The organism is Pseudomonas allokribbensis (assembly GCF_014863605.1).
GTDB lineage: Bacteria > Pseudomonadota > Gammaproteobacteria > Pseudomonadales > Pseudomonadaceae > Aquipseudomonas > Aquipseudomonas allokribbensis.
The window spans coordinates 2731647-2752134 of the sequence record NZ_CP062252.1 but is presented as its reverse complement, the minus strand read 5'-3'; the positions used below and the strand labels follow the sequence as shown (position 1 = coordinate 2752134).

Genomic DNA, 20488 nt, shown 5'->3' with positions numbered 1-20488 from the left:
GCTCCTCAGGCAGCCTGCCGGCGCATGGTCAGAATCGCGGCGCCAAAGCCGATGAACGTCGACCCCACCACCCGGCTGACCCAGCGAGAAAACGCCGGACGGGTCAACACGCCTTTGGCCCGGGATGCGAGCGCGGCGTAGAGCGTCAGGGACGTCACCGACAGCGCCATGAAAATCGACGTCAGGATCAGGAACTGCGGCAGCAGCGTCGCGCCCTGGTCGATGAACTGCGGGAACAGCGCGGTGAAAAACATCGTCGCCTTGGGGTTGGTCACGGCCGTCAGGAATGCCGACTTGTAGAGTTTCAGGCGCGTGGGCCGGGCTTTCTTCGAATCGTCCTGAGGACTGTTCTGAAGCATCGCGTCCTTTTTGAACAGTTGCTTGATCCCGAGATAGAACAGATAACCGGCGCCGATGATCTTCACCGCGTTGAACAGCATTTCGGAACTGGCGAGCAACGCCCCGAGCCCGAGCATCGCAGCGGCTGAAAGACAGAACAGGCCACTGGCATTGCCGAGCGACGACCAGATCGCGCTGCGCTGACCATGGGCCAGGCTGTTGTTGATCGCCATCAGCGTCGCGGGGCCTGGGCTGGCGATGGCAATTGCGGCCACCAGGGTAAAAGCCAGAATCGAGTGAGAGTCCATTTTCCATGCTCGTGGGAGTGAAAGGCTGCAGGGTACAGGAACCGGTGTGGCGCATCGACCGGTTGAACCGGCGGCAATGACCGTTACCGCCATTTGACTCGATCAAACATGAGCTATGGTTTCAGCGACTCGCCGCCATCGGGTGGCGGCCATGAAGTAAGGATGCTTCATGGCGGCGGCGCTCGACGCAGTGAACTCCGCCAACGGCGGTGAAGGTGGATTGAGCGTGCGTCAGGGACGCCTGGCCATCCAGCCTCTTGTTATTGATTGTATCCAGCGCTTTAAGGATGGCGGGTTCACGCTCCTTCAATAGGGCCTGGAAGGTATTCTCGACGGAGTCTTCAGCGTCGAAAATCTTGTCCAGAAAGCTGCGTCCCTCAGGCGTGTTGTTCAAAATGTCTTTGCTCTGCGCGGGGTTATCGTGGGCACGAATCGCCGCATTGAGTTCATCCGGCTGCAAGTGAGCCGCCAAGGTATCGATCCGCAGGTTTCTAATCTCGTCGAAGGGAACTTTGTCTTCCACAACTTCGCGGATTTCTTCGTCCATCACCGCCATGTAACGTGGCGAGTAATCTCGCATTACGGTTTCCACCACCTCATCGTAATGTTCCTTGAAGGCGCCACTGATATCGACCAGTTCCCTGGCCTTGTCCTTGCTTTCTCCACAGGCGGTCAGTGACGTTGCAAGCAACAAAACCAATGCTGCCGTTCTCATTCCCATGAGCCTTTATCCTTGTTCAATTTGTAGAAACCGATTGCCTGGCGCAGGTGCGGACGGCTGCTTTCCATGGCAAACCTGCAGAACTGCAGGGGGCGCAATTCTAAACAAAATGGGGACAGATTTATTTTTTGATAATAAATCTGTCCCCATTGAATGCTCTCGCTCTACACCCACTGCTGCTCGTCATACTCCGGCAATTCAATGGCATCAGCCTTCGGCGAAAGAATATTCCCGAACAGGCGCTTGAACCCCGGCGCACTCGCCAGCCTCAACACCGCGTGACCAAGGGCGATGCCAAGGCGCGAATGCGGTGAGGCCAGTCTGGGGGCGAATCCGGGCACGCTTTGCGCCTGGGCGACAAAGGGCCGCATCCGTTTTTCATAGGCCGAGAACGCCTGGATGTGGTCGGCATGGCGCCCCAGTTCACCGGCCAGCACGTAGGCGCCGCACAGACCCAAGCTGGTGCCCATGCCACTGATGGGCGATGCGCAATAAGCCGCGTCCCCGACCAGCGCGATGCGCCCCTTGGACCAACGAGGCATTTTGACCTGCCCCACCGCGTCCAGATAAAGGTCGGTGGCATCTTCCAGTGCAGCCAGCACGCGGGGTGTCTCCCAACCGGCGTCGGCGAATATTTGCCTGAGCAAGGATTTCTGTTCGTCCTGCGCGAGTTTTTCGTATCCACACGGCGCCTGCTGAAAAGACAGAAACGCGCGGGTGGTGCCCAGATTGTCAGGCCGCAAACAGACACAGCGACCACCTGGAATGTTGTGCCAGCGCATGACCTGGCCATCGCTCGGCTGTCGAGGAACAGTGAAATAGGCCGTATACAGATTGAGCGGACGGCGCTGGACTTCGTTGCCAAACACCTGATTACGCGTCGTCGAACCGATCCCTTCAGCTACGATCACCAGATCGTAAACCTGCTCGGCACCCTGCTCGAAACGCACATGAACCTGCTCACCATCGTCTTCCATCGCTGCAACGCTGTCGCCGAATCGATAGGTCACTTGATCCTGGCTGTGCTGGATCAATAGCCTGGCGAGCTCGCCCCGCAGGATCTCCAGTTCGGCAATCGGCCCCTCCCCGTCGAACGCATCGACACCCAGAAACGCCCGGGTCCGGTTGTCCTGGTCAACGAAGGCGATGCCCTGTTCCTGAGTGGTGTTCGCCCGAATCAAATCTTCCAGGCCCATGCGCTGAATCACCACACGCCCGGCGCCCCGCACGTCGATCGTTTGCCCCCCATCGCGAAACGCAGGCGCCCTCTCGACCACCGTAACGTCCATGCCCTGCCGGGACAGCCAATACGCCAACGCAGGCCCGGCAATGCTTGCGCCGGTCACCAGTATTTTTTTTGGTTTCATCACGCGTCCTGGTTTTCAGACGTGGCCACAGGGCTGCCCGGCAACGTGGTGCGGTAGACCTCGATCACGTTCCCAAGGAATGCTTCAACCACTGCGCGATCCTTGCCGTCGAGTGCTCCGAGCACGGCGCTCAGGCCATTGAGCATTGGCGCGATATGCCGATAGGCCTGCGCCACCGACTCCGGAACCGGACACACCAACACCCGGCGCTTGTCATTGAGCTGCCGCTCGCGGACCACATGCCCGGCCCGTTCCAGTCGATCGATGACCTGCGTGATGCCGGCGGTGGTCACTGAAAGGCGCGACGCCAGTTCAGTCGGCGGCAGCGGTCCGTCGGTGATCAGGTGCTCCAGCGCCGCCACATCTGTCTGATTGATGCCCAGCGCCGTGCCCAGATGGCTGGCAGCCTTGCGCGTCAGGATGGCGATCTGTTGCAACTGCTGGCCGACGACATCACTGGCGATCTGCAGGCTGCGGGGATCTTCGGTCGGATTTGGCGGTGATGAAGGTGACGTCATGGGCAGGATCGGTCCGGACTGGTCGTGATGAGGACGCGAAACTAACATATAGCTAACTTGCTTAGCTACCTTTCAGAATCAAGGGCAAAAAAAAGGAACCGGTCCATTTTTCAGAAAACAGACCGATTCCCCTCTTTCACACTGACGCTAAAGAACCTCAGCCGCGCTTCGGAAGTTTCCAGTTCGGGCGGATGAAGTGGCAGGTGTAGCCATTCGGAATACGCTCCAGGTAATCCTGATGCTCCGGCTCCGCCTCCCAGAACGACCCGGCCGGTTCGATTTCGGTCACCACTCGTCCAGGCCACAGCCGTGAGGCGTCGACATCGGCGGCGGTGTCTTCGGCGACGTCGCGTTGCTGGTCGTTGAGGTAATAGATCGCCGAACGATAGCTGGGGCCAAGATCATTGCCCTGACGGTTGGGCGTGGTCGGGTCGTGTATCTGAAAGAAGAACTCCAGGATCTGCCGATAGCTGATCACAGCAGGATCGAAGACGATTTCGATGGCTTCGGCGTGGTTGCCATGATTGCGGTAGGTCGCATTCTGCACATCGCCACCGGTGTAACCGACGTGCGTCTGCAGGACGCCGGGATAGCGCCGCAGCAGATCCTGCATGCCCCAGAAGCAGCCGCCGGCGAGGATGGCAGTTTCGGTTTGGCTGGTCATGGTCTGTCCTTCCCTTCGGGGGATATTGGAGGTAACCCTTGTTATGAGGGCACGCTGGCCAATTCCAAGCCCCTAAAAGGGGACAGATTTATTTAAAAAATAAATCTGTCCCCTTTAAAGGATTACTTCGGCATCAACACCGTATCCACTACATGAATCACGCCATTGGACTGCATCACGTCCGCAATGGTGATCGCAGCCTTCCCGCCTTTGGCGTCCACCACCCACAACTTGCCGTCGTGCAGCATGACGGTCAGGGATTCGCCCTGAACAGTTTTGAGCATGACCTTGTCGCCGTGCATCTTGGCGTCATCCATCAGCTGTTTTGCCGTGTGAGTGCCGGCAACGACGTGATAGGTGAGGATCGTGGTCAGGTCGGCCTTGTGCTCCGGCTTGACGAGCGTATCGACGGTGCCGGCGGGCAATTTGGCGAAGGCTTCATTGGTAGGCGCGAAGACCGTGAACGGCCCCTTGCTGTTGAGGGTGTCGACCAGCCCGGCCGCCTTGACCGCAGCAACGAGCGTGGTGTGATCCTTCGAGTTGACGGCGTTTTCAACGATGGTCTTGTTCGGGTACATGGCTGCACCGCCGACCATCACGGTATCGGCAGCAAAACTCGATCCCGTGCCAAGGCAGAGCAATGTGAAGCAGGCGATGGCAATGCGTTTGATGAGCGAGTGCATGGTGTGTCTCCTGAATTCTTCGACCCTTCGAATGAGGGTGCTGAATTTACGGAGCAGACGCGCAATCGGATGCATCACAACGCATGTATTTTTCAGACGAAGACATCGCAAATGCAAAAGGGGACAGATCTATTTTAAAAATAAATCTGTCCCCATTTAAAAACTCAGGCAAATACAGATGTGATGAACGCCTCCAGCGCCTGCTCTTCGAGAATCTCGATAGAGAAATGCCCGAAGCGCTTGGGCAGCCAGATGATGCGTGTCCCGGACGGTGATTGCAGGTTGGTGCGTTCCAGTGGCTGTCCGTTTTCGTCTTCGGGCTGCACGCCGGCGATCACCAGTTCGTCGTAGGCCTTCTCGATGTCCGGAGTCGAATAGCAGTGACGATAGATCATCCCCTCCCCCGATGAATCCAGCAGCTCCTTTAGGTTGCCCGCCAACGGCTGGACCAGCATGAAACGCTCCTGACCGATCAGCGCTACTGCGTAGCGAACATGCAGGCCACCCCGCTCCCAGACGAGGGTCCGGGAGATTCTGGCTTTCAGGATCTGCGCATAGTAGGCGCAGGCTTCTTCAAGGTTGTTGACCAGCACATCGACGTGGCTGAATTTCAGATCCATTGCATCGCTCCTTTTCGCCAAAGACACTAGGCGCACCTAATCATCACGCTTGCCCTCCCGGGCAAGCCGGATACTCTCGACAATATCCGTCTGCTTGAAGCCCACAGCTTCGACCACGCGTCGGAGTATGCCCGGCATCCACGCTACGAGGCTATTACGCTTCGGGACAATCACCATGTCGCGACGACGCTCGATTCCCTCGACGATATGGGTGACGACCTCGTCGAGTTCGATCATTTTCCAGAGCCCCTTCTCGTTGCCACCCCAGACCTTGTTCCCGATCGGATCTGCCTGTACCGCATCCATCATCGGCGTCTTGAAGAATGTCGGATGCACGCTGCCGACACCGACCCCGAGGTGGCGGACCTCCAGGCGAACGCTGTCGCACAGCGCCCAGACGCCCGCCTTGCTCGCGGCATAGTGACCGTTGAGCGGGCCGTGGACAAATGCCGCCATTGACGAGATGGCCATCATGTAACCCTTTCGGGCCTGCACGTACGGCAGTGCCGCCCGGAACGTGCGGAAAACGCCGTTGAGATTGATGTCGATGTGACGCTCGAACAGTCGAGGATCAATGCTCGCCATGGAGTCGACGATGCCGATGCCTGCGCCGGCAATCACCACGTCGATCCCCCCGAAGTGGCGAGCGACCGAGGCCATCGCTGTTTCGACGCTACCCAGCGAGCAGACATCGGCCTGCCAGCCAGCCGCGACATCGTTGCCACCCAACACTCGTGCCTTCTCCCCCGCCACTGCACCATCAAGATCAAGCAGCGCAATCAGGGCACCTCTGGCGCGCAGTGCCTTGGCCACCGCCATCCCCAGCCCGCCCGTGCCGCCAGTGATCGCCACGACGCGGTCTTTGAGTGCATAGTTTTTCATTGCGGTGTACCTGATTGATCCGCACCCACCTTTTCTCGCGACCGCGATTCCAGTTGAGACAGAAGACCTTGCAGTGGCCGATGTCGTGCCAGATAGCCCTCTGACAACGCGTTGAACACGCCACGCAACAGCAAAATCGGCGCCCAGCGGCCCGGCGCGATGATTCGCGAACGGCGTGACTGAATGCCCTTTACTATCGCCTGTGCGACCTGCTCGGGCTGAATGGGAAGTCGCAGGAATCGCGGCAGTGCCACTTCGTTCATTCTGGTAGCCAGGTCATGGCCGCCGAAAGCGATCTGTGCGATGGCGGTTGCCGTCCAACCGGGATAGACCACGCTGGCGGTTGCCCCCGTCCCACCCAATTCGGCGCGCAGTGTATGCGCCAGGGACTCCACCGCAGCCTTGGAAGCGGCATAGGGACCGTTCGCCATTCCATTGAGGAAGGCGTAGATCGAAGAGGTGACCAGAATCTGTCCCTTGTTTCGGATCACCTCGGGAAGCGCGGCGCGCATCGTGCGCCACACACCAAACAAGTCCACTTCGCAGATGCGTTCAAACTCGTCCTCATCGCAAGTGCTCAGGGTTGCCGGTGCGCCACGCCAGGAAATACCGGCGTTGGCAAATGCCACGTCGAGATGCCCAAACCGCTCGACGGTCTTGCGCACCACGGCTTTCGTCGCCTCGGCATCGGTGACGTCGAGCGCCAGCGGCAATACGCGTTTGGCATCAAACTCTTGCGCCAGACGATCCACCGCCTCTTGCTGCATATCGGTCAGCACCAGACACGCACCATGTGCATACAACTCGCGTGCGGTCGCAGAGCCGATGCCACCGGCTGCTCCGGTAATCAGCACCACTTTCTGATCGAGGTCGTACTTCATGCTCTTGCCTTTCTTGTTGTTTTAGAGAAATCACCAGGCCGGAACAGTGCGGCACAGGAAGTCGAGTTGATCACGTACGACATGCTCGAAGGCATCACCCAGATAAATGTCGAAGTGACCGTAGGGGTAGCGTTTGATCTTCTTGATCACAGCCCTGTTCGCATGGCGCAGCGTCGCTTTGGCAGGCGCGACCGTGTCGGGGTCGCAGACGCAGAACAGCACCGGGCAGCAAATCTCTGCAGTCCGCCGTCCGGGGGAATACCGAATGATGTCGAGGGCAATGCGCGCGGTGACGTAGTTCTTGATATCGCTTCCTGCGGGAGAGAGACCGGTGAACCCCGAGTACGCATCGTGCGTGTTCATTAAAGCGGTCTCGGCAGGTCTGCCTGCGGTTGTCACCATCAGAGGAGTGGCTCCGAACCATGAACCGATTCGGTCCCTGAGCGCCAGCGCAGTGACTTTCACTGCGTTGATCGGACTCATCGCCAGACTGGAGGACAAACCATCCGTAAACGGGCACTGAGAAACCACCGCCGCGATGCGTGACTCTTCGGCAGCAGTCCAGAGCACATGACCGCCACTGAACGAGGTTCCCCAAAGGATCACTTTGCCTGGGTCCACACCTGGACGAGTGCGTGCATAAGCGATTGCCGCTTTCCAGTCATCGAGCTGGCTGCGAATGTCGAGCAACTGTCGGGGTTCGCCACCGCTCTCACCGAAGTAGCGGTAATCAAACAGCAGGCAGGCATAACCCGCCGCGACGAAGCGCTCCGCGAACGCTGGCAAACGCATGGACCGCGTTCCGCCCAGACCATGGGCCATGACGATGACGGGACAAGCGATCGCGCGCCCAGGGTGATAAAAACTGGCACTGCAATCGGTATCGCCTGATCCGAAACGAAGTACGGTGAATTCAGGGGCGGTGATTCGGGCGTTCATCAATACCTCGTTCGTTGGCGCTGGAGCAGTGATCGAATGATCACCTTTGGCCCTCCGCGACGCTTGACGGGTAATGACGAGTCGCTTGACACTTTGCGCCAATCCAATGGTTCTGCGAGAGACATCGATTGGGCAAGCCACTCCACCGACGGGTCATCCCGGAAACATACGTTCAGTTGCTCTTCGAGTATCTGGAGTCGCGCGGTCATGCGCCTGAAACGGTGCTGGGAGAGCCCTGGCCGACGCCCGCCCGTCATGGTCTCGGCGGGGTTGCCATCGAACACTGGGAGGCACTGCTGGAAACCGCTGAACAGCATCTGGATGACCCGCTGATCGGGCTGCATGTCGGCCAGACCATCTCGGCCCGACACCTTGGCGTCCTCGGCTCCGTACTCCTGGCCTGTGACAACTTCGGTGCCGCGCTGCAACGATTCGAGCGCTACCAACGCCTGATCTTCGACGTCATACCGATGACGATCCGCATCGGCCCCTGCTGGACCGAACTGACCTGGGACATTCACGAGTATCAGACCCGGCACCTGATGGACGAGACTGGTTTCACCGTGATGACACAGTTCTGCCGCGGCCTGATTCGGGGCTCGATTCCCTTGAATACCGTGCATTTCGTACACGCAGCACCCCGTGACGTGAAGCCTTACGAGGACTACTTCGGTTGTCCGGTGCTTTTCAACCAGCCGGAGCCGCTGCTGCGCTTCGGGACCGAAATGCTGTCGATGCCTCTGAAAAGCCCGGACCCCGCGCTCGTCGCGGTGCTGGAGCGCCATGCGGAAGAGCTGCTCGCAAAGCTACCGCAGGAACAGGAAATCATCGAGCGAGTGAGAAAGGAAATCGCCCTACTGTTGCAGCAGGGTGAACCTGACATCAAGCGCCTGAGCGCGACGCTCTGCTGCTCACCGCGCACCCTTCAGCGGCGACTCGAAAGTGCCGGGACAAGCTTTCGTCGGGAGCTCAACGTCGTCCGCCATGAGCTGGCGCGATCCTATCTGCAGGATCCACGGCTGCAGATTTCGGAAATCGCTCTGTTGCTCGGGTACTCCGAACACAGCGCCTTCACCCGGGCATACCGCGAATGGACAGGCAAGGCACCACAGCTGGACCGCGAGACCCGTCACTCGAATTGAAAACCGACCAATCGCCAGACAACAAAAAAGCACCCGAAGGTGCTTTTTTTTGTCGCTGCCGTCAGCGTTACGAAGTCTTCACGCTGGCCCGGGCCGCGTGCAGTTTCTTGTAGCTGTCGATCAGTCGCAGGTGACGGTCGAGGCCTTCCAGCTTCATGCTGGTCGGCGTCAAGCCGTAGAAGCGTACGCTGCCGTCCACCGAGCCGATCGCGGCGTCCATCCGTTCGTTGCCGAACATGCGGCGGAAGTTGGCTTCGTAGTCGGCCAGCTCCAGGTCTTCGTCCAGCTGCATTTCCAGCACCCCGTTGACCGCCTGATAGAACAGACCCCGCTCGACGGTGTTGTCGTTGTACTGGAGGAACATCTCTACCGCTTCCTTAGCCTCCTCGATTTGTCCCAGGGCGAGCCAGATCAGCAGTTTCAGTTCCAGGATTGTCAGTTGACCCCACACGGTGTTGTCGTCGAACTCGATGCCGATCAGCGTGGTGATGTCGGTGTAGTCATCCAGCTCGCTTTCGACCAGACGCTCGACCAGCGACTGGAGTTCTTCTTCGTTCAAGCGATGCAGATTGAGGATGTCTTCGCGGAAGAACAGCGCCTTGTTGGTGTTGTCCCAGATCAGGTCGTCCACCGGGTAGATTTCCGAGTAGTCCGGCACCAGGATGCGGCAGGCGGTTGCGCCGATGTGCTCGTAGACCGCCATGTACGATTCCTTGCCCATGCCCTTGAGAATGCCGAACAGGGTTTCGGCCTCTTCGACGTTGGAGTTTTCACCTTGGCCGGTGAAGTCCCACTCTACAAACTCGTATTCCGCCTGGGCGCTGAAGAAGCGCCACGACACCACTCCACTGGAATCGATGAAGTGCTCGACGAAGTTGTTCGGTTCGGTGACCGCCTGACCTTCGAAGGTCGGCTGCGGCAGATCGTTCAGGCCTTCGAAGCTGCGGCCCTGCAGCAGTTCGGTCAAGCTGCGCTCCAGCGCCACTTCGAAGCTCGGGTGCGCGCCGAACGAGGCGAACACGCCGCCGGTACGCGGGTTCATCAGGGTGACGCACATCACCGGGAACTCGCCGCCCAACGACGCATCCTTCACCAGCACCGGGAAGCCTTGTGCTTCCAGGCCTTGAATACCGGCCATGATCGCCGGGTACTTCGCCAGCACTTCCTGCGGCACGTCCGGCAATGCAAATTCACCTTCGATGATTTCGCGCTTCACCGCGCGTTCGAAGATTTCCGACAGGCACTGCACCTGGGCTTCGGCCAGGGTGTTGCCGGCGCTCATGCCGTTGCTCAGGTACAGGTTTTCGATCAGGTTCGACGGGAAGTACACCACCTCGCCGTCCGACTGACGAACGAACGGCAGGGAAACGATGCCGCGCTCTTCATTGCCGGAGTTGGTGTCGATCAGGTGCGAGCCACGCAGCTCGCCGTCGCGGTTGTAGATCTTCAGGCAGTACGGATCGAGGATCTCGGTCGGCAGCTCGTCATTGCTGCCCGGCTTGAACCAGCGCTCGTCCGGGTAATGCACGAACGGCGCATTGGCGAGGTCCAGACCCCAGAACTGATCGTTGTAGAAGAAGTTGCAGTTCAGGCGCTCGATGAACTCGCCCAGTGCCGACGCCAGCGCCCCCTCTTTGGTCGAGCCCTTGCCGTTGGTGAAGCACATCGGCGAGTGCGCGTCGCGGATGTGCAGCGACCACACGTTGGGCACGATGTTGCGCCACGAGGCGATTTCGATCTTCATGCCGAGGTCGGCGAGGATGCCCGACATGTTGGCGATGGTCTGTTCCAGCGGCAGGTCCTTGCCCGGAATGTAGGTGCTCGCGCTGGAGTTCGCGCCCGGCATCAGCAGTGCCTGGGCGTCGGCGTCGAGGTTTTCCACTTCCTCGATCACGAACTCAGGGCCGGCCTGCACCACTTTCTTGACCGTGCAGCGGTCGATGGAGCGCAGGATGCCCTGGCGGTCCTTGTCGGAGATGTCTGCCGGCAACTCGACCTGAATCTTGAAGATCTGGTTGTAGCGGTTCTCCGGGTCAACGATGTTGTTCTGCGACAGGCGGATGTTATCGGTCGGGATATTGCGGGTTTCGCAATACAGCTTCACGAAGTACGCCGCACACAACGCCGACGAGGCCAGGAAGTAGTCGAACGGACCCGGTGCCGAGCCGTCACCCTTGTAGCGGATCGGTTGGTCGGCCACCACCGTGAAGTCGTCGAACTTGGCTTCAAGTCGAAGGTTGTCGAGAAAGTTGACCTTGATTTCCATGGGGGACTACCAGAATAGCGAGCTGAACAGAATGGCCGCCATTATCCGGTTTTTGAGCGGGAAGTCTTGTGCTTTGGCGTTTTGGCCGCCGACCGGAGCCCCGCTCAGGTCGAGATATTGCGTTGCGCCATCTCGTCGACGATGGCGTCGATCACACAGCGGGCGGTCGGTGACAGGCTTCTGTTGGGCAGGCTGACGACGCCGATTTCGGAATGCAGCCCGGGTCTGTCCACAACCTGCAGTTCGATCAGGTTACCGATGCGCAGGTCTTCAGCCACTGCGCCGTGGATCACGCCGAGGATGGTATCGGTCGAACAGGCCACCGTTCTGAGCAACGCCACATCGTCGCACTCAAGCGCAAGCGGCAAGGCCTGGCGAGTGGAAATGCCCAGGGTATGCGCAGTCTCTTCCTTCACCACGGCCGGCAGGCGCGTCGTTGCGATGCCGTACTTTTCCAGGTCTCTCATCGTCACCGCGCGCCCGGCCAGCGGGTGTTGCGGCCGGACAAAGAACCCCGCCGAAGCCTGGCCCAGCGAACGGATCAGCAGATCGGTGTCGGCCGAGAAATTGCGAATGTCCGCGACGAAAAACTCGATCGCTTCATCCCGCAAACGGGCCTCAAGAATCTGCCAGTTGTTGATCTCTACCCGCAGGGTGACTTCCGGATACTCCCGACGCAACCGAGGCACCACCTGATGCATCAACATCGCCGCCGGAAACGGCCCGACGCCGAACGCAAGGTTGCCGAGCCGGCCATCACCGTAAAGCGCCAGATCACGTTCCAGCGAGCGTGCATCGAACAACAGCCGTCGCGCCCGCTCGATCAGAAATTCTCCCGCCGGCGTCGGGCGCACGTCGCCACTGTCCCGGTCGAACAGGCGCTGGCCGGTTTCGCTCTCCAGCGCTTGAATGCTGCGGCTCAGGGCCGGTTGGCTGAGGTGCACGCGTTCGGCGGCGCGGCCGAAATGGCGTTCATCGGCCAGCGCCAGAAGATGTGTCAGTCGTTTGAGGTCCATGTCGCCGATGCTATCCACGCATTGGCTGGATGTAAACAATGCATTGGATACATCACCCTCCTCTCCCTACTCTCTGCTGATTGATCATCGGAGAACAACAAGAATGAGATCGACCTGCCACACCCTCATCGCCCTGGCGCTGGTGTCCCTCGCCGGTTGTGACAAACCACCGAGCGTTGCCAATGGCGAAGCAACACCAGCGACCGCAGCGGTGATCGAAGCCTCGGTCAAGGGCCTGGACCTCAATGACACCCGGGACATGGAAGATGCCCAACGCGGCTTCATCGCCCGGCCGACCGGGCAGATCCTCGGTTCCGACGGCACCGTGCTGATCGATTTCGATGCGTTCAGATTCGTCGAAGGCAAGGCCCCCGCCACGGTCAACCCGAGCCTGTGGCGCCACGCGATGCTCAACGCCCAGATCGGATTGTTCAAAGTCACCGACGGCATCTACCAGTTGCGCGGTTTCGACATCGCCAACATGACGTTGATCGAAGGGCAAACCGGGTGGATCGTGGTCGACCCGCTGACCTCGAAGGAAACCGCCGCCGCAGCCCTGGCATTCGCCCGCGCACAACTGGGCGACAAGCCCGTGACCGCGATCATTTTCACCCACGACCACGTTGACCATTTCGGCGGCGTGCTGGGCATCACTTCGGTCGCCGAAGTCGCCCAGCGCAACATCCCGGTAGTGGCACCCGCCGGGTTCATGGAGGAAGCGACCAGCGAAAACGTCCTGGCCGGTCCGGCGATGGCGCGCCGTTCGATGTATCAGTTCGGCAAGAACCTGGCGCCGGGCGCGACCGGCATGGTCGACACCGGGTTGGGCAAAAACGTGGCCTACGGCAGCGTCGGCATTCTTGCGCCGACGCAGATCATCGATCAGCCGATGCAGGAACTCGTACTCGACGGCGTCAGCTTCGTCTTTCACAACATGCCGGGCGCGGAAGCCCCGGCCGAGCTGACCTTCTCGATCCCCGAACGCAAGGCCTACGGCGGTGCGGAATTGCTGGCGCAGACGATGCACAACCTGCTGCCGATTCGCGGGGCCAAGGTTCGCGATGCGCTGCGCTGGTCCGACTACACGCAGATCGCCCTCGACGAACTCGGCGACACAGAAGTCTATTTCGGCCAACACAACTGGCCGATCTGGGGCAATGAGCGGATCCGCGAGTTCATCACCAAGCACCGCGACGTCTATAAATACATGCACGATCAGACCGTGCGGCTGATGAACGCTGGCTACACGCCCAACGAGATCGCCGACAAAATCCAATTGCCCGACTCACTGGCGTCGTACTTCGGCACCCGTGGTTATTACGGCGATGTGCGACACAACGTCAAAGCGATCTACCAGATGTACCTGGGCGCCTACGACGGCAACCCGGCGCACTTGAATCCGCTGGTGCCCAAGGAATCCGCCAAACGCTATGTCGAATTGATGGGCGGCCACGCCAAAGTGGTCGAAGCCGCACGCGTGGCCTATGACAAAGGCGAATACCGCTGGGTGGCCGAACTGTTGGATCAGGCCGTTCTCGACGCACCCGACGACAAGACCGCCAAGGAACTGCTGGCCCAGACCTATGAACAGCTGGGCTACCAATCGGAGTCCGCGACCTGGCGCAACAGCTACCTGACCGCCGCTCAGGAACTGCGCAACGGCCCGCCCACCAAAGGCGTCAGACGTTCGGACTTGATAGAACTGATGAAGCAGACACCCACCGAGCGCTTCCTCGAAGCCATGGCCGCGAGCCTCGACGGGCCGGCGGCCGACGGCAAGAACTGGACCTTCAATCTGCTGCTGACCGATACCCGCGAATCCTTCGTGCTGTGGATCGAGAACGCCGTGCTGCACTACCGAAAAGGCCCGTCGGCAGCGAATGCCAACGCAACGCTGACCGTCACCAAAGACCTGTTCGTGCAACTGCTGGGTGGTACTGCGGGAATCAAGGACGCGCTCACTTCGCAAGACCTGAAGGTCGATGGCAGCACGGTCGATCTGGTGAGATTCCTGGGGTTGCTGGAAAAAGCGCCGGGCAACTTTGCAATCGTCGCTCAGGATCGCAATTGATCGACCGGGGCCAGCGCCATTCGATTGTGGAGCAATCGCTCCGCAGTGATTGGAACTGTGCCCCGTTTTTCCGCAGGCACGCGCTGCCTAGCATGGCTCCACTCATTATTGTGGAGCTCTCCCATGCACGATCTACAGGCATTACCCACCACGGCGACGGCCACACAAGAGGTCCCCTCCTCCTGGCGCGACTGGCTCTCGGTGTACTCCGTGGCCCTCGGCGCCTTTGCATTTGTCACCACGGAATACCTGCCGGTCGGCATCCTGCCGCAGATTGCCGACAGTTTGAACGTCACTGTGGGTGTCGCGGGATTGATGGTCACCGTGCCGGGGATGGTCGCGGCGGTATCGGCGCCCGCAATCATGCTGGGCGCGGGACGCATGAACCGACGGCATCTGTTGTTGCTGCTGACCCTGTTGCTGGTGGCCGCCAACCTGATCTCGGCGCTGGCACCGTCACTGGCGATCATGCTGGTCGGACGTGGACTTGTCGGCATAGCACTGGGCGGCTTCTGGGCTGTGGCGATTGCGGTGGCCGGGCGACTGGTCAACACCTCTAACGCGGCGAAGGCCACGGCGCTGATCTTCGCCGGAATCACCCTGGCGACGGTGTTCGGCGTGCCATTCGGGACGTTCATCAGCAGCCTGTTTTCATGGCGCATGTCGCTCGCGCTGACGGCGGGGCTTGCACTGCTCGCGCTCGCAGCCCAAGCCCTGACCTTGCCTTCGCTGCCTTCCAGCGAGGGCCTGAAAGTACGCGCGCTGCTGGCTTATGTGTCGCGCGGCAATGCACGTCGCAGCATGCTGTTGCTGGGCACGGTGGTGGCGGCGCATTTCGCGGCGTACACCTACATCGCGCCGTTCCTTGGCCATGAAGCCGGTTTCTCGCCGAGTGCGATTACTGCGATCCTGCTGGGCTTCGGTCTGGTCGGCATGCTGGCGAACTTTGCCATGGCCGGCACCATTACTTCGCACTTGCGTGCTTCCCTGGGCGCGGTGGTGTTGCTGATGGTGATCGTGCAGTTGGCCTTGCCGCACTTGCAGGGGCTGGGCGTGACGCTGGCGGTGTTGCTGTGGGGCGTGGCATACGGGGCGATTCCGCTGGGTGTCAGCAGCTGGATGCAACTGACGTCGCCGACACTGCCGGAAGCGAGTTCGGCGATGCTGGTCACCACATTTCAAGTAGCGATCGCCTCGGGTTCGTTGTTCGGTGGCTTGATGGTCGACCATGCCGGCATCGCTTCACCGCTGTGGCTGGGCGCCGGGGTCGGTCTGCTCGGGCTGGCCGTGATGCTCAGTTTCGGTCTGAGCAAGTCGCCGATTGCCGAGACCCTGCAACGCTGAGTGTCAGGCCTTCAGAATGTTGTCTTTGAAAAAGTCGATCAACACCCGCAACCTCGGTGCCGTCTGCTTCGACGCAGGCCAGAGCATCCACAGGTTGCCGGTGTGGTCGGTGTAGTCCTCCAGCACCACCTTCAGCCGGCCATCGGCCAACGGCTCACGGATTGAAAAGTCCGGCAGACACGCAATCCCCACCCCATCCAGCGCCAGGTACGTCAGCGGGTCCATCGTGGTGCAGGTCAATGCACGCGAAAGGCTCGGCTCGATGTGCGTGTCGCCCACCCGCAGCGGCCAGCGCTCGATCATCCCCGTGGCAGGAAACTTGTGCAGCAGGCACACATGTTTGCTCAGATCGTCCGGGTGCGTCGGTGTGCCGTTGTGCTCCAGGTAACCGGGCGACGCCACCAACTGCAATTGATAGCCACCGAGCTTGCGCGCCATCAGCCGCGAATCCTGTGGTGCGCCGGTACGGATCACCGCGTCGAAACCCTCCTCGATCACGTCGACCATGCGGTCGGACATGTCCACATCCAGCTCGATGTCCGGGTAGGCGCGCATGAACCCGGCCAGCACCGGCATGATCAGCACGTTCTGGATCGGCACGCTGATGCGCACCTTGCCCCGTGGCGTGGCGGACAACTCCAGCAGCTCCATTTGCGCGGCTTCCACTTCACTGAGGATGCGTTTGCAGCGGTCCAGAAACAGCTCGCCTTCGGTGGTCAGGGTGACGCTGCGGGTGCTGCGGTGAAACAGCCGCACACCGAGGCGTTCCTCCATGCGTGCCACACTCTTGCCGACGGCGGACGATGAGATCTCCAGCAGACGCCCGGCTTCGGTGAAGCTGCGGGTTTCGGCCACCTGAATGAAGGCCGTGATACCGCTGAGGCTGTCCATCATGGCGGGGGTACTCGGGGGTGGGGAGAGTTCAGGCAGAGTAGATGCGGGCGGGGGATTTGCAAAGAGACGTCTTGCCAACAAAAACGCCATCGCGGGCAGGCACACTCCCACAATCGTCTGTGGAAGCGGACCTGCCCGCGATGGCGGTATTACCTTCAACGCAGCAGTTGAAACCGATCAGGCACTCTGCTGATAAAACGGATAATCGGTAAACCCGACCGCGCTGCCACCGTAGAAGGTGTCACGGTCGTAGGCATTGAGCGGCAGGTCATGACGGATGCGTTCCGGCAGATCCGGGTTGGCGATGAAGTCGCGACCGAACGCCACCAGGTCGGCATCCCCCGCTTGCAGAATCTGCTCGGCCGACGCGGCATTGAAACCGCCCGCCGCGATGATCACGCCGTCGTAATGCTGGCGGATCAACTGCGCCGCCACCGGGTTCTGATCCTTGCTTTCATCGATCGAATTGCCCAGCACGCGCGGTTCGATCAAGTGCAGATACGCCAGTTTCAGCTCGGCCAGTTGCTCGGCGACATACACAAACAGCGCTTCAGGATCGCTGTCCTTCATGTCGCCGAAATTGCCGCTCGGGCCCAGACGTACCGCCACGCGCTCATGACCCCAGACCGAAATCACCGCCCGGGTGATGTCCATCAGGAACCGCGCACGCCTGGCGATCGTGCCGCCGTAGGCATCGGTGCGACGGTTGCTGCCGTCCTGCAGAAACTGGTCGATCAAGTAACCGTTGGCGCCGTGGATTTCCACGCCATCAAATCCGGCTTCCAGGCCTCGCGCCGAGGCGCGACGGAAATCCTCGACCAGCGCCACCACTTCCGATTCGCTCAAGGCACGATGCGGTGTGCTCGGGACCCAGCCGCTGGCGGTGTAGGCCACGCCATCGTACTCGACCGCCGAAGGCGCCACGGGTTGAGCGCCGTCAGGCTGCATGTCGCTGTGGGATTGGCGCCCGGCATGAAACAGTTGCAGGAAAATCCGCCCGCCCTTGGCGTGAACCGCATCGGTGATGGCTTTCCAGCCAGCAATTTGCGCGTCGTTGTACAGGCCCGGCGAACCGAGATAGCCATTGCCGGTGGTCGAGACCACAGTGGCTTCGGAAATGATCAGGCCGCCGGCGGTGGCACGCTGCGAATAGTATTCAGCCATCAACGCACCGGGCAGATCGCCCGGCTCGGAACGCATGCGTGTCAACGGCGCCATGACCACGCGGTGGGACAAGGCATGCGGGCCGATCTGGATCGAAGAAAACAGGGTTGGGTGATTCATGGTGACCTCCAATAAATATCTGGAGGCCACCTTAGGCCAGCCGTGTCGGGAGAAAAACGGGCCGACGATCCAGTCTCTCTGGACTGATTGCTCCGCAATCCTCTGCAGGACAGGCCTGTCGATCACCTGTCACAACACACCTTGTGCTCTCCCGTCAGATGACTGAAAGACAACGATCTAACCGACTTTAAACAAAACCTCAATTTAATTATTAAATCCTGCTCAAAGGCCGGACAACTCCGCACGAAAGTTGAAGCACCAGAAGTTTTCAATCCTTGATCTTGTGCGCCCTTATCAATGCACTAATAAAGTGCAACAACAGTCAGATAGTGGCGCTCTGCCCTCATTTAATACTTTCAAAGAGTCGAATTATTTTTTCTATCGATAGAACTCATTTATGCATACCACTCACGCACATTATTTTTAAGACGTTGTTTTGTATAGGTTTATTAGCATTATATGATTTTTTTATTTTGCATTATGGGTTGATTTTTTTGGATCCAAGATCCTTGACAGCCCGTTTAAGCTTGCTGCATAGTCCCTCCGCCACACCAATTGTTACAACTCATTGCACTGTTGAAAGTGCAAGTACTGCCGACGAAAGCCACTCGACAGAACAGCAAGAAAATCATCAAACCGGATATTGATGAAGAGGTCCTGAAACTTAGGTTTCAGCAGTGCAAGGGTTGCCTTTTAATCCTCTGAATTTATGGCTTTATATATGCAAAACAAGAATCTTCTGGTAGTTGGCGGTTCCAGTGAAATAGGCGCAGCCATTGTCCGCCAGGCGGAAAACAACAACTATCAAGTCATCAGTACCAAGCGCTCGGCAGACACCAGCGGGCTGTTCATGGACGTCACGTCCGATGAAAGCGTCCGGTCGGCTGTCCAGCAGGTCATCGCGGATTTCGGGACGATCGACGCGGTTATCTATGCGCCTGCCCTGTCCAGCGACGGATTGATTCATACGCTCAATGATGACGCCTGGCAGGCTGCATTCGATGTCAACGTCTTTGGCGCGGCTCGCGTAGCCCGCCACCTGCTCCCCCACTTCATCAAGGCACGCAAGGGCATTTTTCAGTTCATTTCCTCCACGGCAGCCGTACGTGGAGCAACCGGTGCAGCGCCTTACTCCTGCTCCAAGGCTGCATTGAATGCCCTGGCCCTGAACATTGCCCACGACTATGGCCGTTTCAACATTCGCGCCTACACCGTCATGCCAGGCTACGTCGACGGTGGAATGCTGGCCCATCTGCCGGAGGAGAAAAAAGCGCTATTGGCCAGAGAGCCTTCGCTCAAGCGCTTGGCCACGCCCGCTGACGTCGCGCACTTCTGCATTGCCACGCTCGACTCCCCTTACCTGACCGGCACGGCACTGACGCTCGACGGTGGGTTGGCCAGCTGAAACCGGCAACCCCACACCCAGGAAAACACTGACGCAAGGAAGGTAAAACGCAATGACGACCATGGAAACAACCTTGGCCGCAGCGCAGGGTATTGCGCCCGGCACCGCTCGGTCGGCGGCCAATCAGCTCTATCACGAACGAATTTCCTCGCGAGACGATCCTTCGACCCTGCCCTGGCTGAACCGGTTGCTCAAGCACGGCATCACGGATCTGGAACACATCGAAAATCCGATGTACCTGACGCTGCTGGACGGAAAGATGTCATCCCGTGCGTTCGAGTCGTTCCTGCAACCGTATTACTGGGGTTCAAGTCAGGGCTTCAACAAGAAGGTGCTGCCGGCAGCGTTGAAGGCTCATACAAACGAGAACTGGCGCGCCTACATCAAGAGCATCATTCGCGAAGAAAACACCCCCAGTTGCCACTCCACGATGTTCAGCAACTTTGTTCGCAGCCTGGGTTACGACGTCGGTGAAAGACCCGACACCGCGCAACGTTTCGTCGACCGACTGATCGCCGGGTACAGCGCAGACCTGGGCTTTGCGCTGGGTTACGCCCTGGGCGTCGAGACCGAGGCCGACTTCCAGATCGCCGTGATCCACAACGCCCTGATCCGGCAATTCCCGAACGTTATCGCCCGCGACGAGTTTTTCACCATCCACATGGATGAAAGCGGTGAAGAGGCCCACGCCAAGGCAACGTGCGAATCCATCGAACAATTGATCGCCGACGGTTCCATCGAAGCGAACCAGGTCGCGGAAGGGTTCAACGCCGCCATCCTCGATACACGGGAATTCGTCTGCGACATCCACGCCGCGCTTGCGTCCTGACACCTTCCGCGTTCCCCGCATTTGACTCATACAAAAACCAGAGAGCCAGACCATGCCTGTTGATAGCCGTTTTGTAGAAATCCTGAGAACTGTTGCCGAACTTGATGCCACCCATCCCATCGATGAGTCCCAAGAGTTGCAAGCGCTGGGCATCGATTCGCTGAAACTGATCGATGTCGTGATGTCGGTCGAACGCGAGTTCGGCACAGAGCTGGATGAGGATGCATTGGTTCGCGCGCGCACGGTTGGCGAGCTGTGGCGTGAAATCGAGGGCGCCAAGGCCTGACGCGTCAATCGGCGGTCCTGCAAAGCGTC

Annotated in this window: 20 protein-coding genes; 6 read left to right on the top strand and 14 right to left on the bottom strand. The window is 59.5% G+C overall.

All coding sequences use genetic code 11. The features are described 5' to 3' along the window. Positions 1-5: 5 nt before the first annotated feature. The 10 genes from IF199_RS12465 to IF199_RS12420 all read right to left on the bottom strand — a co-directional run bounded on the left by IF199_RS12465 (position 6) and on the right by IF199_RS12420 (position 7922). Positions 6-647, bottom strand: coding sequence for a LysE family translocator (locus IF199_RS12465; protein ID WP_192560569.1), 642 nt, complete (start codon positions 645-647; stop codon positions 6-8). A gap of 121 nt (positions 648-768) precedes the next feature. Further along, entirely contained in the window at positions 769-1368 is a 600-nt protein-coding gene (locus IF199_RS12460; protein WP_192560568.1) for a hypothetical protein, read from the bottom strand. A 164-nt stretch (positions 1369-1532) separates the two neighbouring features. Beyond that, the gene (locus IF199_RS12455) at positions 1533-2735 is read right to left on the bottom strand and encodes an FAD-dependent monooxygenase (protein WP_192560567.1); all 1203 of its coding nucleotides are present in this window, start codon (positions 2733-2735) and stop codon (positions 1533-1535) included. After that, positions 2735-3253 (bottom strand): MarR family winged helix-turn-helix transcriptional regulator, encoded by a 519-nt coding sequence (locus tag IF199_RS12450; RefSeq protein WP_192560566.1) that lies wholly within the window; start codon positions 3251-3253, stop codon positions 2735-2737. Before IF199_RS12450 ends, IF199_RS12455 begins: the two co-directional genes overlap by 1 nt. Before the next feature lie 157 nt (positions 3254-3410). Continuing rightward, a complete protein-coding gene (gene msrA / locus IF199_RS12445) occupies positions 3411-3917 on the bottom strand; it encodes a peptide-methionine (S)-S-oxide reductase MsrA (protein ID WP_192560565.1) in 507 nt (168 codons plus the stop codon). A 122-nt stretch (positions 3918-4039) separates the two neighbouring features. After that, complete coding sequence (locus IF199_RS12440) at positions 4040-4600, bottom strand: fasciclin domain-containing protein (protein ID WP_192560564.1); 561 nt, start codon at positions 4598-4600, stop codon at positions 4040-4042. Between the two features lie 164 nt (positions 4601-4764). Beyond that, positions 4765-5220, bottom strand: coding sequence for a VOC family protein (locus IF199_RS12435; protein WP_192560563.1), 456 nt, complete (start codon positions 5218-5220; stop codon positions 4765-4767). A 36-nt stretch (positions 5221-5256) separates the two neighbouring features. Then, entirely contained in the window at positions 5257-6102 is an 846-nt protein-coding gene (locus tag IF199_RS12430; protein WP_192560562.1) for an SDR family NAD(P)-dependent oxidoreductase, read from the bottom strand. Next, complete coding sequence (locus IF199_RS12425) at positions 6099-6983, bottom strand: SDR family NAD(P)-dependent oxidoreductase (RefSeq protein WP_192560561.1); 885 nt, start codon at positions 6981-6983, stop codon at positions 6099-6101. Before IF199_RS12425 ends, IF199_RS12430 begins: the two co-directional genes overlap by 4 nt. Positions 6984-7013: 30 nt before the next feature. After that, on the bottom strand, positions 7014-7922 hold the full coding sequence (locus IF199_RS12420; protein WP_192560560.1) for an alpha/beta hydrolase: 909 nt from the start codon (positions 7920-7922) through the stop codon (positions 7014-7016). A 128-nt stretch (positions 7923-8050) separates the two neighbouring features. Between IF199_RS12420 and IF199_RS12415 the strand changes: the two genes are divergently transcribed. After that, entirely contained in the window at positions 8051-9064 is a 1014-nt protein-coding gene (locus IF199_RS12415; protein WP_192560559.1) for an AraC family transcriptional regulator, read from the top strand. A gap of 67 nt (positions 9065-9131) precedes the next feature. On the opposite strand, the gene IF199_RS12410 is transcribed toward IF199_RS12415, so the two are convergent. Further along, on the bottom strand, positions 9132-11330 hold the full coding sequence (locus IF199_RS12410) for an OsmC domain/YcaO domain-containing protein (protein ID WP_192560558.1): 2199 nt from the start codon (positions 11328-11330) through the stop codon (positions 9132-9134). 104 nt (positions 11331-11434) lie between these two features. Then, positions 11435-12346, bottom strand: a complete 912-nt coding sequence (locus IF199_RS12405; protein WP_192560557.1) for a LysR family transcriptional regulator — start codon at positions 12344-12346, stop codon at positions 11435-11437. A gap of 103 nt (positions 12347-12449) precedes the next feature. On the opposite strand from IF199_RS12405, the gene IF199_RS12400 reads away from it, so the two are divergent. Continuing rightward, positions 12450-14417 carry an alkyl/aryl-sulfatase gene (locus IF199_RS12400; RefSeq protein WP_192560556.1) on the top strand — a complete coding sequence of 656 codons (1968 nt, stop codon included), beginning with the start codon at positions 12450-12452 and terminating at the stop codon, positions 14415-14417. 123 nt (positions 14418-14540) lie between these two features. Then, positions 14541-15761, top strand: a complete 1221-nt coding sequence (locus IF199_RS12395; RefSeq protein WP_102622414.1) for an MFS transporter — start codon at positions 14541-14543, stop codon at positions 15759-15761. A 3-nt stretch (positions 15762-15764) separates the two neighbouring features. Here the strand turns inward: IF199_RS12395 and IF199_RS12390 are convergent, their stop codons facing one another. Next, positions 15765-16652: a LysR family transcriptional regulator gene (locus IF199_RS12390; protein ID WP_192560940.1), complete on the bottom strand. Its 888-nt coding sequence runs from the start codon at positions 16650-16652 to the stop codon at positions 15765-15767. A 180-nt stretch (positions 16653-16832) separates the two neighbouring features. Beyond that, positions 16833-17939 carry an alkene reductase gene (locus tag IF199_RS12385; RefSeq protein ID WP_096820647.1) on the bottom strand — a complete coding sequence of 369 codons (1107 nt, stop codon included), beginning with the start codon at positions 17937-17939 and terminating at the stop codon, positions 16833-16835. 721 nt (positions 17940-18660) lie between these two features. On the opposite strand from IF199_RS12385, the gene IF199_RS12380 reads away from it, so the two are divergent. The 3 genes from IF199_RS12380 to IF199_RS12370 all read left to right on the top strand — a co-directional run bounded on the left by IF199_RS12380 (position 18661) and on the right by IF199_RS12370 (position 20459). Then, on the top strand, positions 18661-19344 hold the full coding sequence (locus IF199_RS12380; RefSeq protein WP_192560555.1) for an SDR family NAD(P)-dependent oxidoreductase: 684 nt from the start codon (positions 18661-18663) through the stop codon (positions 19342-19344). 73 nt (positions 19345-19417) lie between these two features. Then, entirely contained in the window at positions 19418-20173 is a 756-nt protein-coding gene (locus IF199_RS12375) for a hypothetical protein (RefSeq protein WP_192560554.1), read from the top strand. 52 nt (positions 20174-20225) lie between these two features. After that, positions 20226-20459 carry an acyl carrier protein gene (locus tag IF199_RS12370; protein ID WP_096820644.1) on the top strand — a complete coding sequence of 78 codons (234 nt, stop codon included), beginning with the start codon at positions 20226-20228 and terminating at the stop codon, positions 20457-20459. Positions 20460-20488 lie beyond the last annotated feature (29 nt).

What these genes read in the sequence shown, in the direction of transcription:
- IF199_RS12465 (WP_192560569.1), bottom strand. Translation starts at nt 647, where the DNA reads ATGGACTCTCACTCGATTCTGGCTTTTACCCTGGTGGCCGCAATTGCC.
- IF199_RS12460 (WP_192560568.1), bottom strand. Translation starts at nt 1,368, where the DNA reads ATGGGAATGAGAACGGCAGCATTGGTTTTGTTGCTTGCAACGTCACTG.
- IF199_RS12455 (WP_192560567.1), bottom strand. Translation starts at nt 2,735, where the DNA reads ATGAAACCAAAAAAAATACTGGTGACCGGCGCAAGCATTGCCGGGCCT.
- IF199_RS12450 (WP_192560566.1), bottom strand. Translation starts at nt 3,253, where the DNA reads ATGACGTCACCTTCATCACCGCCAAATCCGACCGAAGATCCCCGCAGC.
- msrA (WP_192560565.1), bottom strand. Translation starts at nt 3,917, where the DNA reads ATGACCAGCCAAACCGAAACTGCCATCCTCGCCGGCGGCTGCTTCTGG.
- IF199_RS12440 (WP_192560564.1), bottom strand. Translation starts at nt 4,600, where the DNA reads ATGCACTCGCTCATCAAACGCATTGCCATCGCCTGCTTCACATTGCTC.
- IF199_RS12435 (WP_192560563.1), bottom strand. Translation starts at nt 5,220, where the DNA reads ATGGATCTGAAATTCAGCCACGTCGATGTGCTGGTCAACAACCTTGAA.
- IF199_RS12430 (WP_192560562.1), bottom strand. Translation starts at nt 6,102, where the DNA reads ATGAAAAACTATGCACTCAAAGACCGCGTCGTGGCGATCACTGGCGGC.
- IF199_RS12425 (WP_192560561.1), bottom strand. Translation starts at nt 6,983, where the DNA reads ATGAAGTACGACCTCGATCAGAAAGTGGTGCTGATTACCGGAGCAGCC.
- IF199_RS12420 (WP_192560560.1), bottom strand. Translation starts at nt 7,922, where the DNA reads ATGAACGCCCGAATCACCGCCCCTGAATTCACCGTACTTCGTTTCGGA.
- IF199_RS12410 (WP_192560558.1), bottom strand. Translation starts at nt 11,330, where the DNA reads ATGGAAATCAAGGTCAACTTTCTCGACAACCTTCGACTTGAAGCCAAG.
- IF199_RS12405 (WP_192560557.1), bottom strand. Translation starts at nt 12,346, where the DNA reads ATGGACCTCAAACGACTGACACATCTTCTGGCGCTGGCCGATGAACGC.
- IF199_RS12400 (WP_192560556.1), top strand. Translation starts at nt 12,450, where the DNA reads ATGAGATCGACCTGCCACACCCTCATCGCCCTGGCGCTGGTGTCCCTC.
- IF199_RS12395 (WP_102622414.1), top strand. Translation starts at nt 14,541, where the DNA reads ATGCACGATCTACAGGCATTACCCACCACGGCGACGGCCACACAAGAG.
- IF199_RS12390 (WP_192560940.1), bottom strand. Translation starts at nt 16,652, where the DNA reads ATGGACAGCCTCAGCGGTATCACGGCCTTCATTCAGGTGGCCGAAACC.
- IF199_RS12385 (WP_096820647.1), bottom strand. Translation starts at nt 17,939, where the DNA reads ATGAATCACCCAACCCTGTTTTCTTCGATCCAGATCGGCCCGCATGCC.
- IF199_RS12380 (WP_192560555.1), top strand. Translation starts at nt 18,661, where the DNA reads ATGCAAAACAAGAATCTTCTGGTAGTTGGCGGTTCCAGTGAAATAGGC.
- IF199_RS12370 (WP_096820644.1), top strand. Translation starts at nt 20,226, where the DNA reads ATGCCTGTTGATAGCCGTTTTGTAGAAATCCTGAGAACTGTTGCCGAA.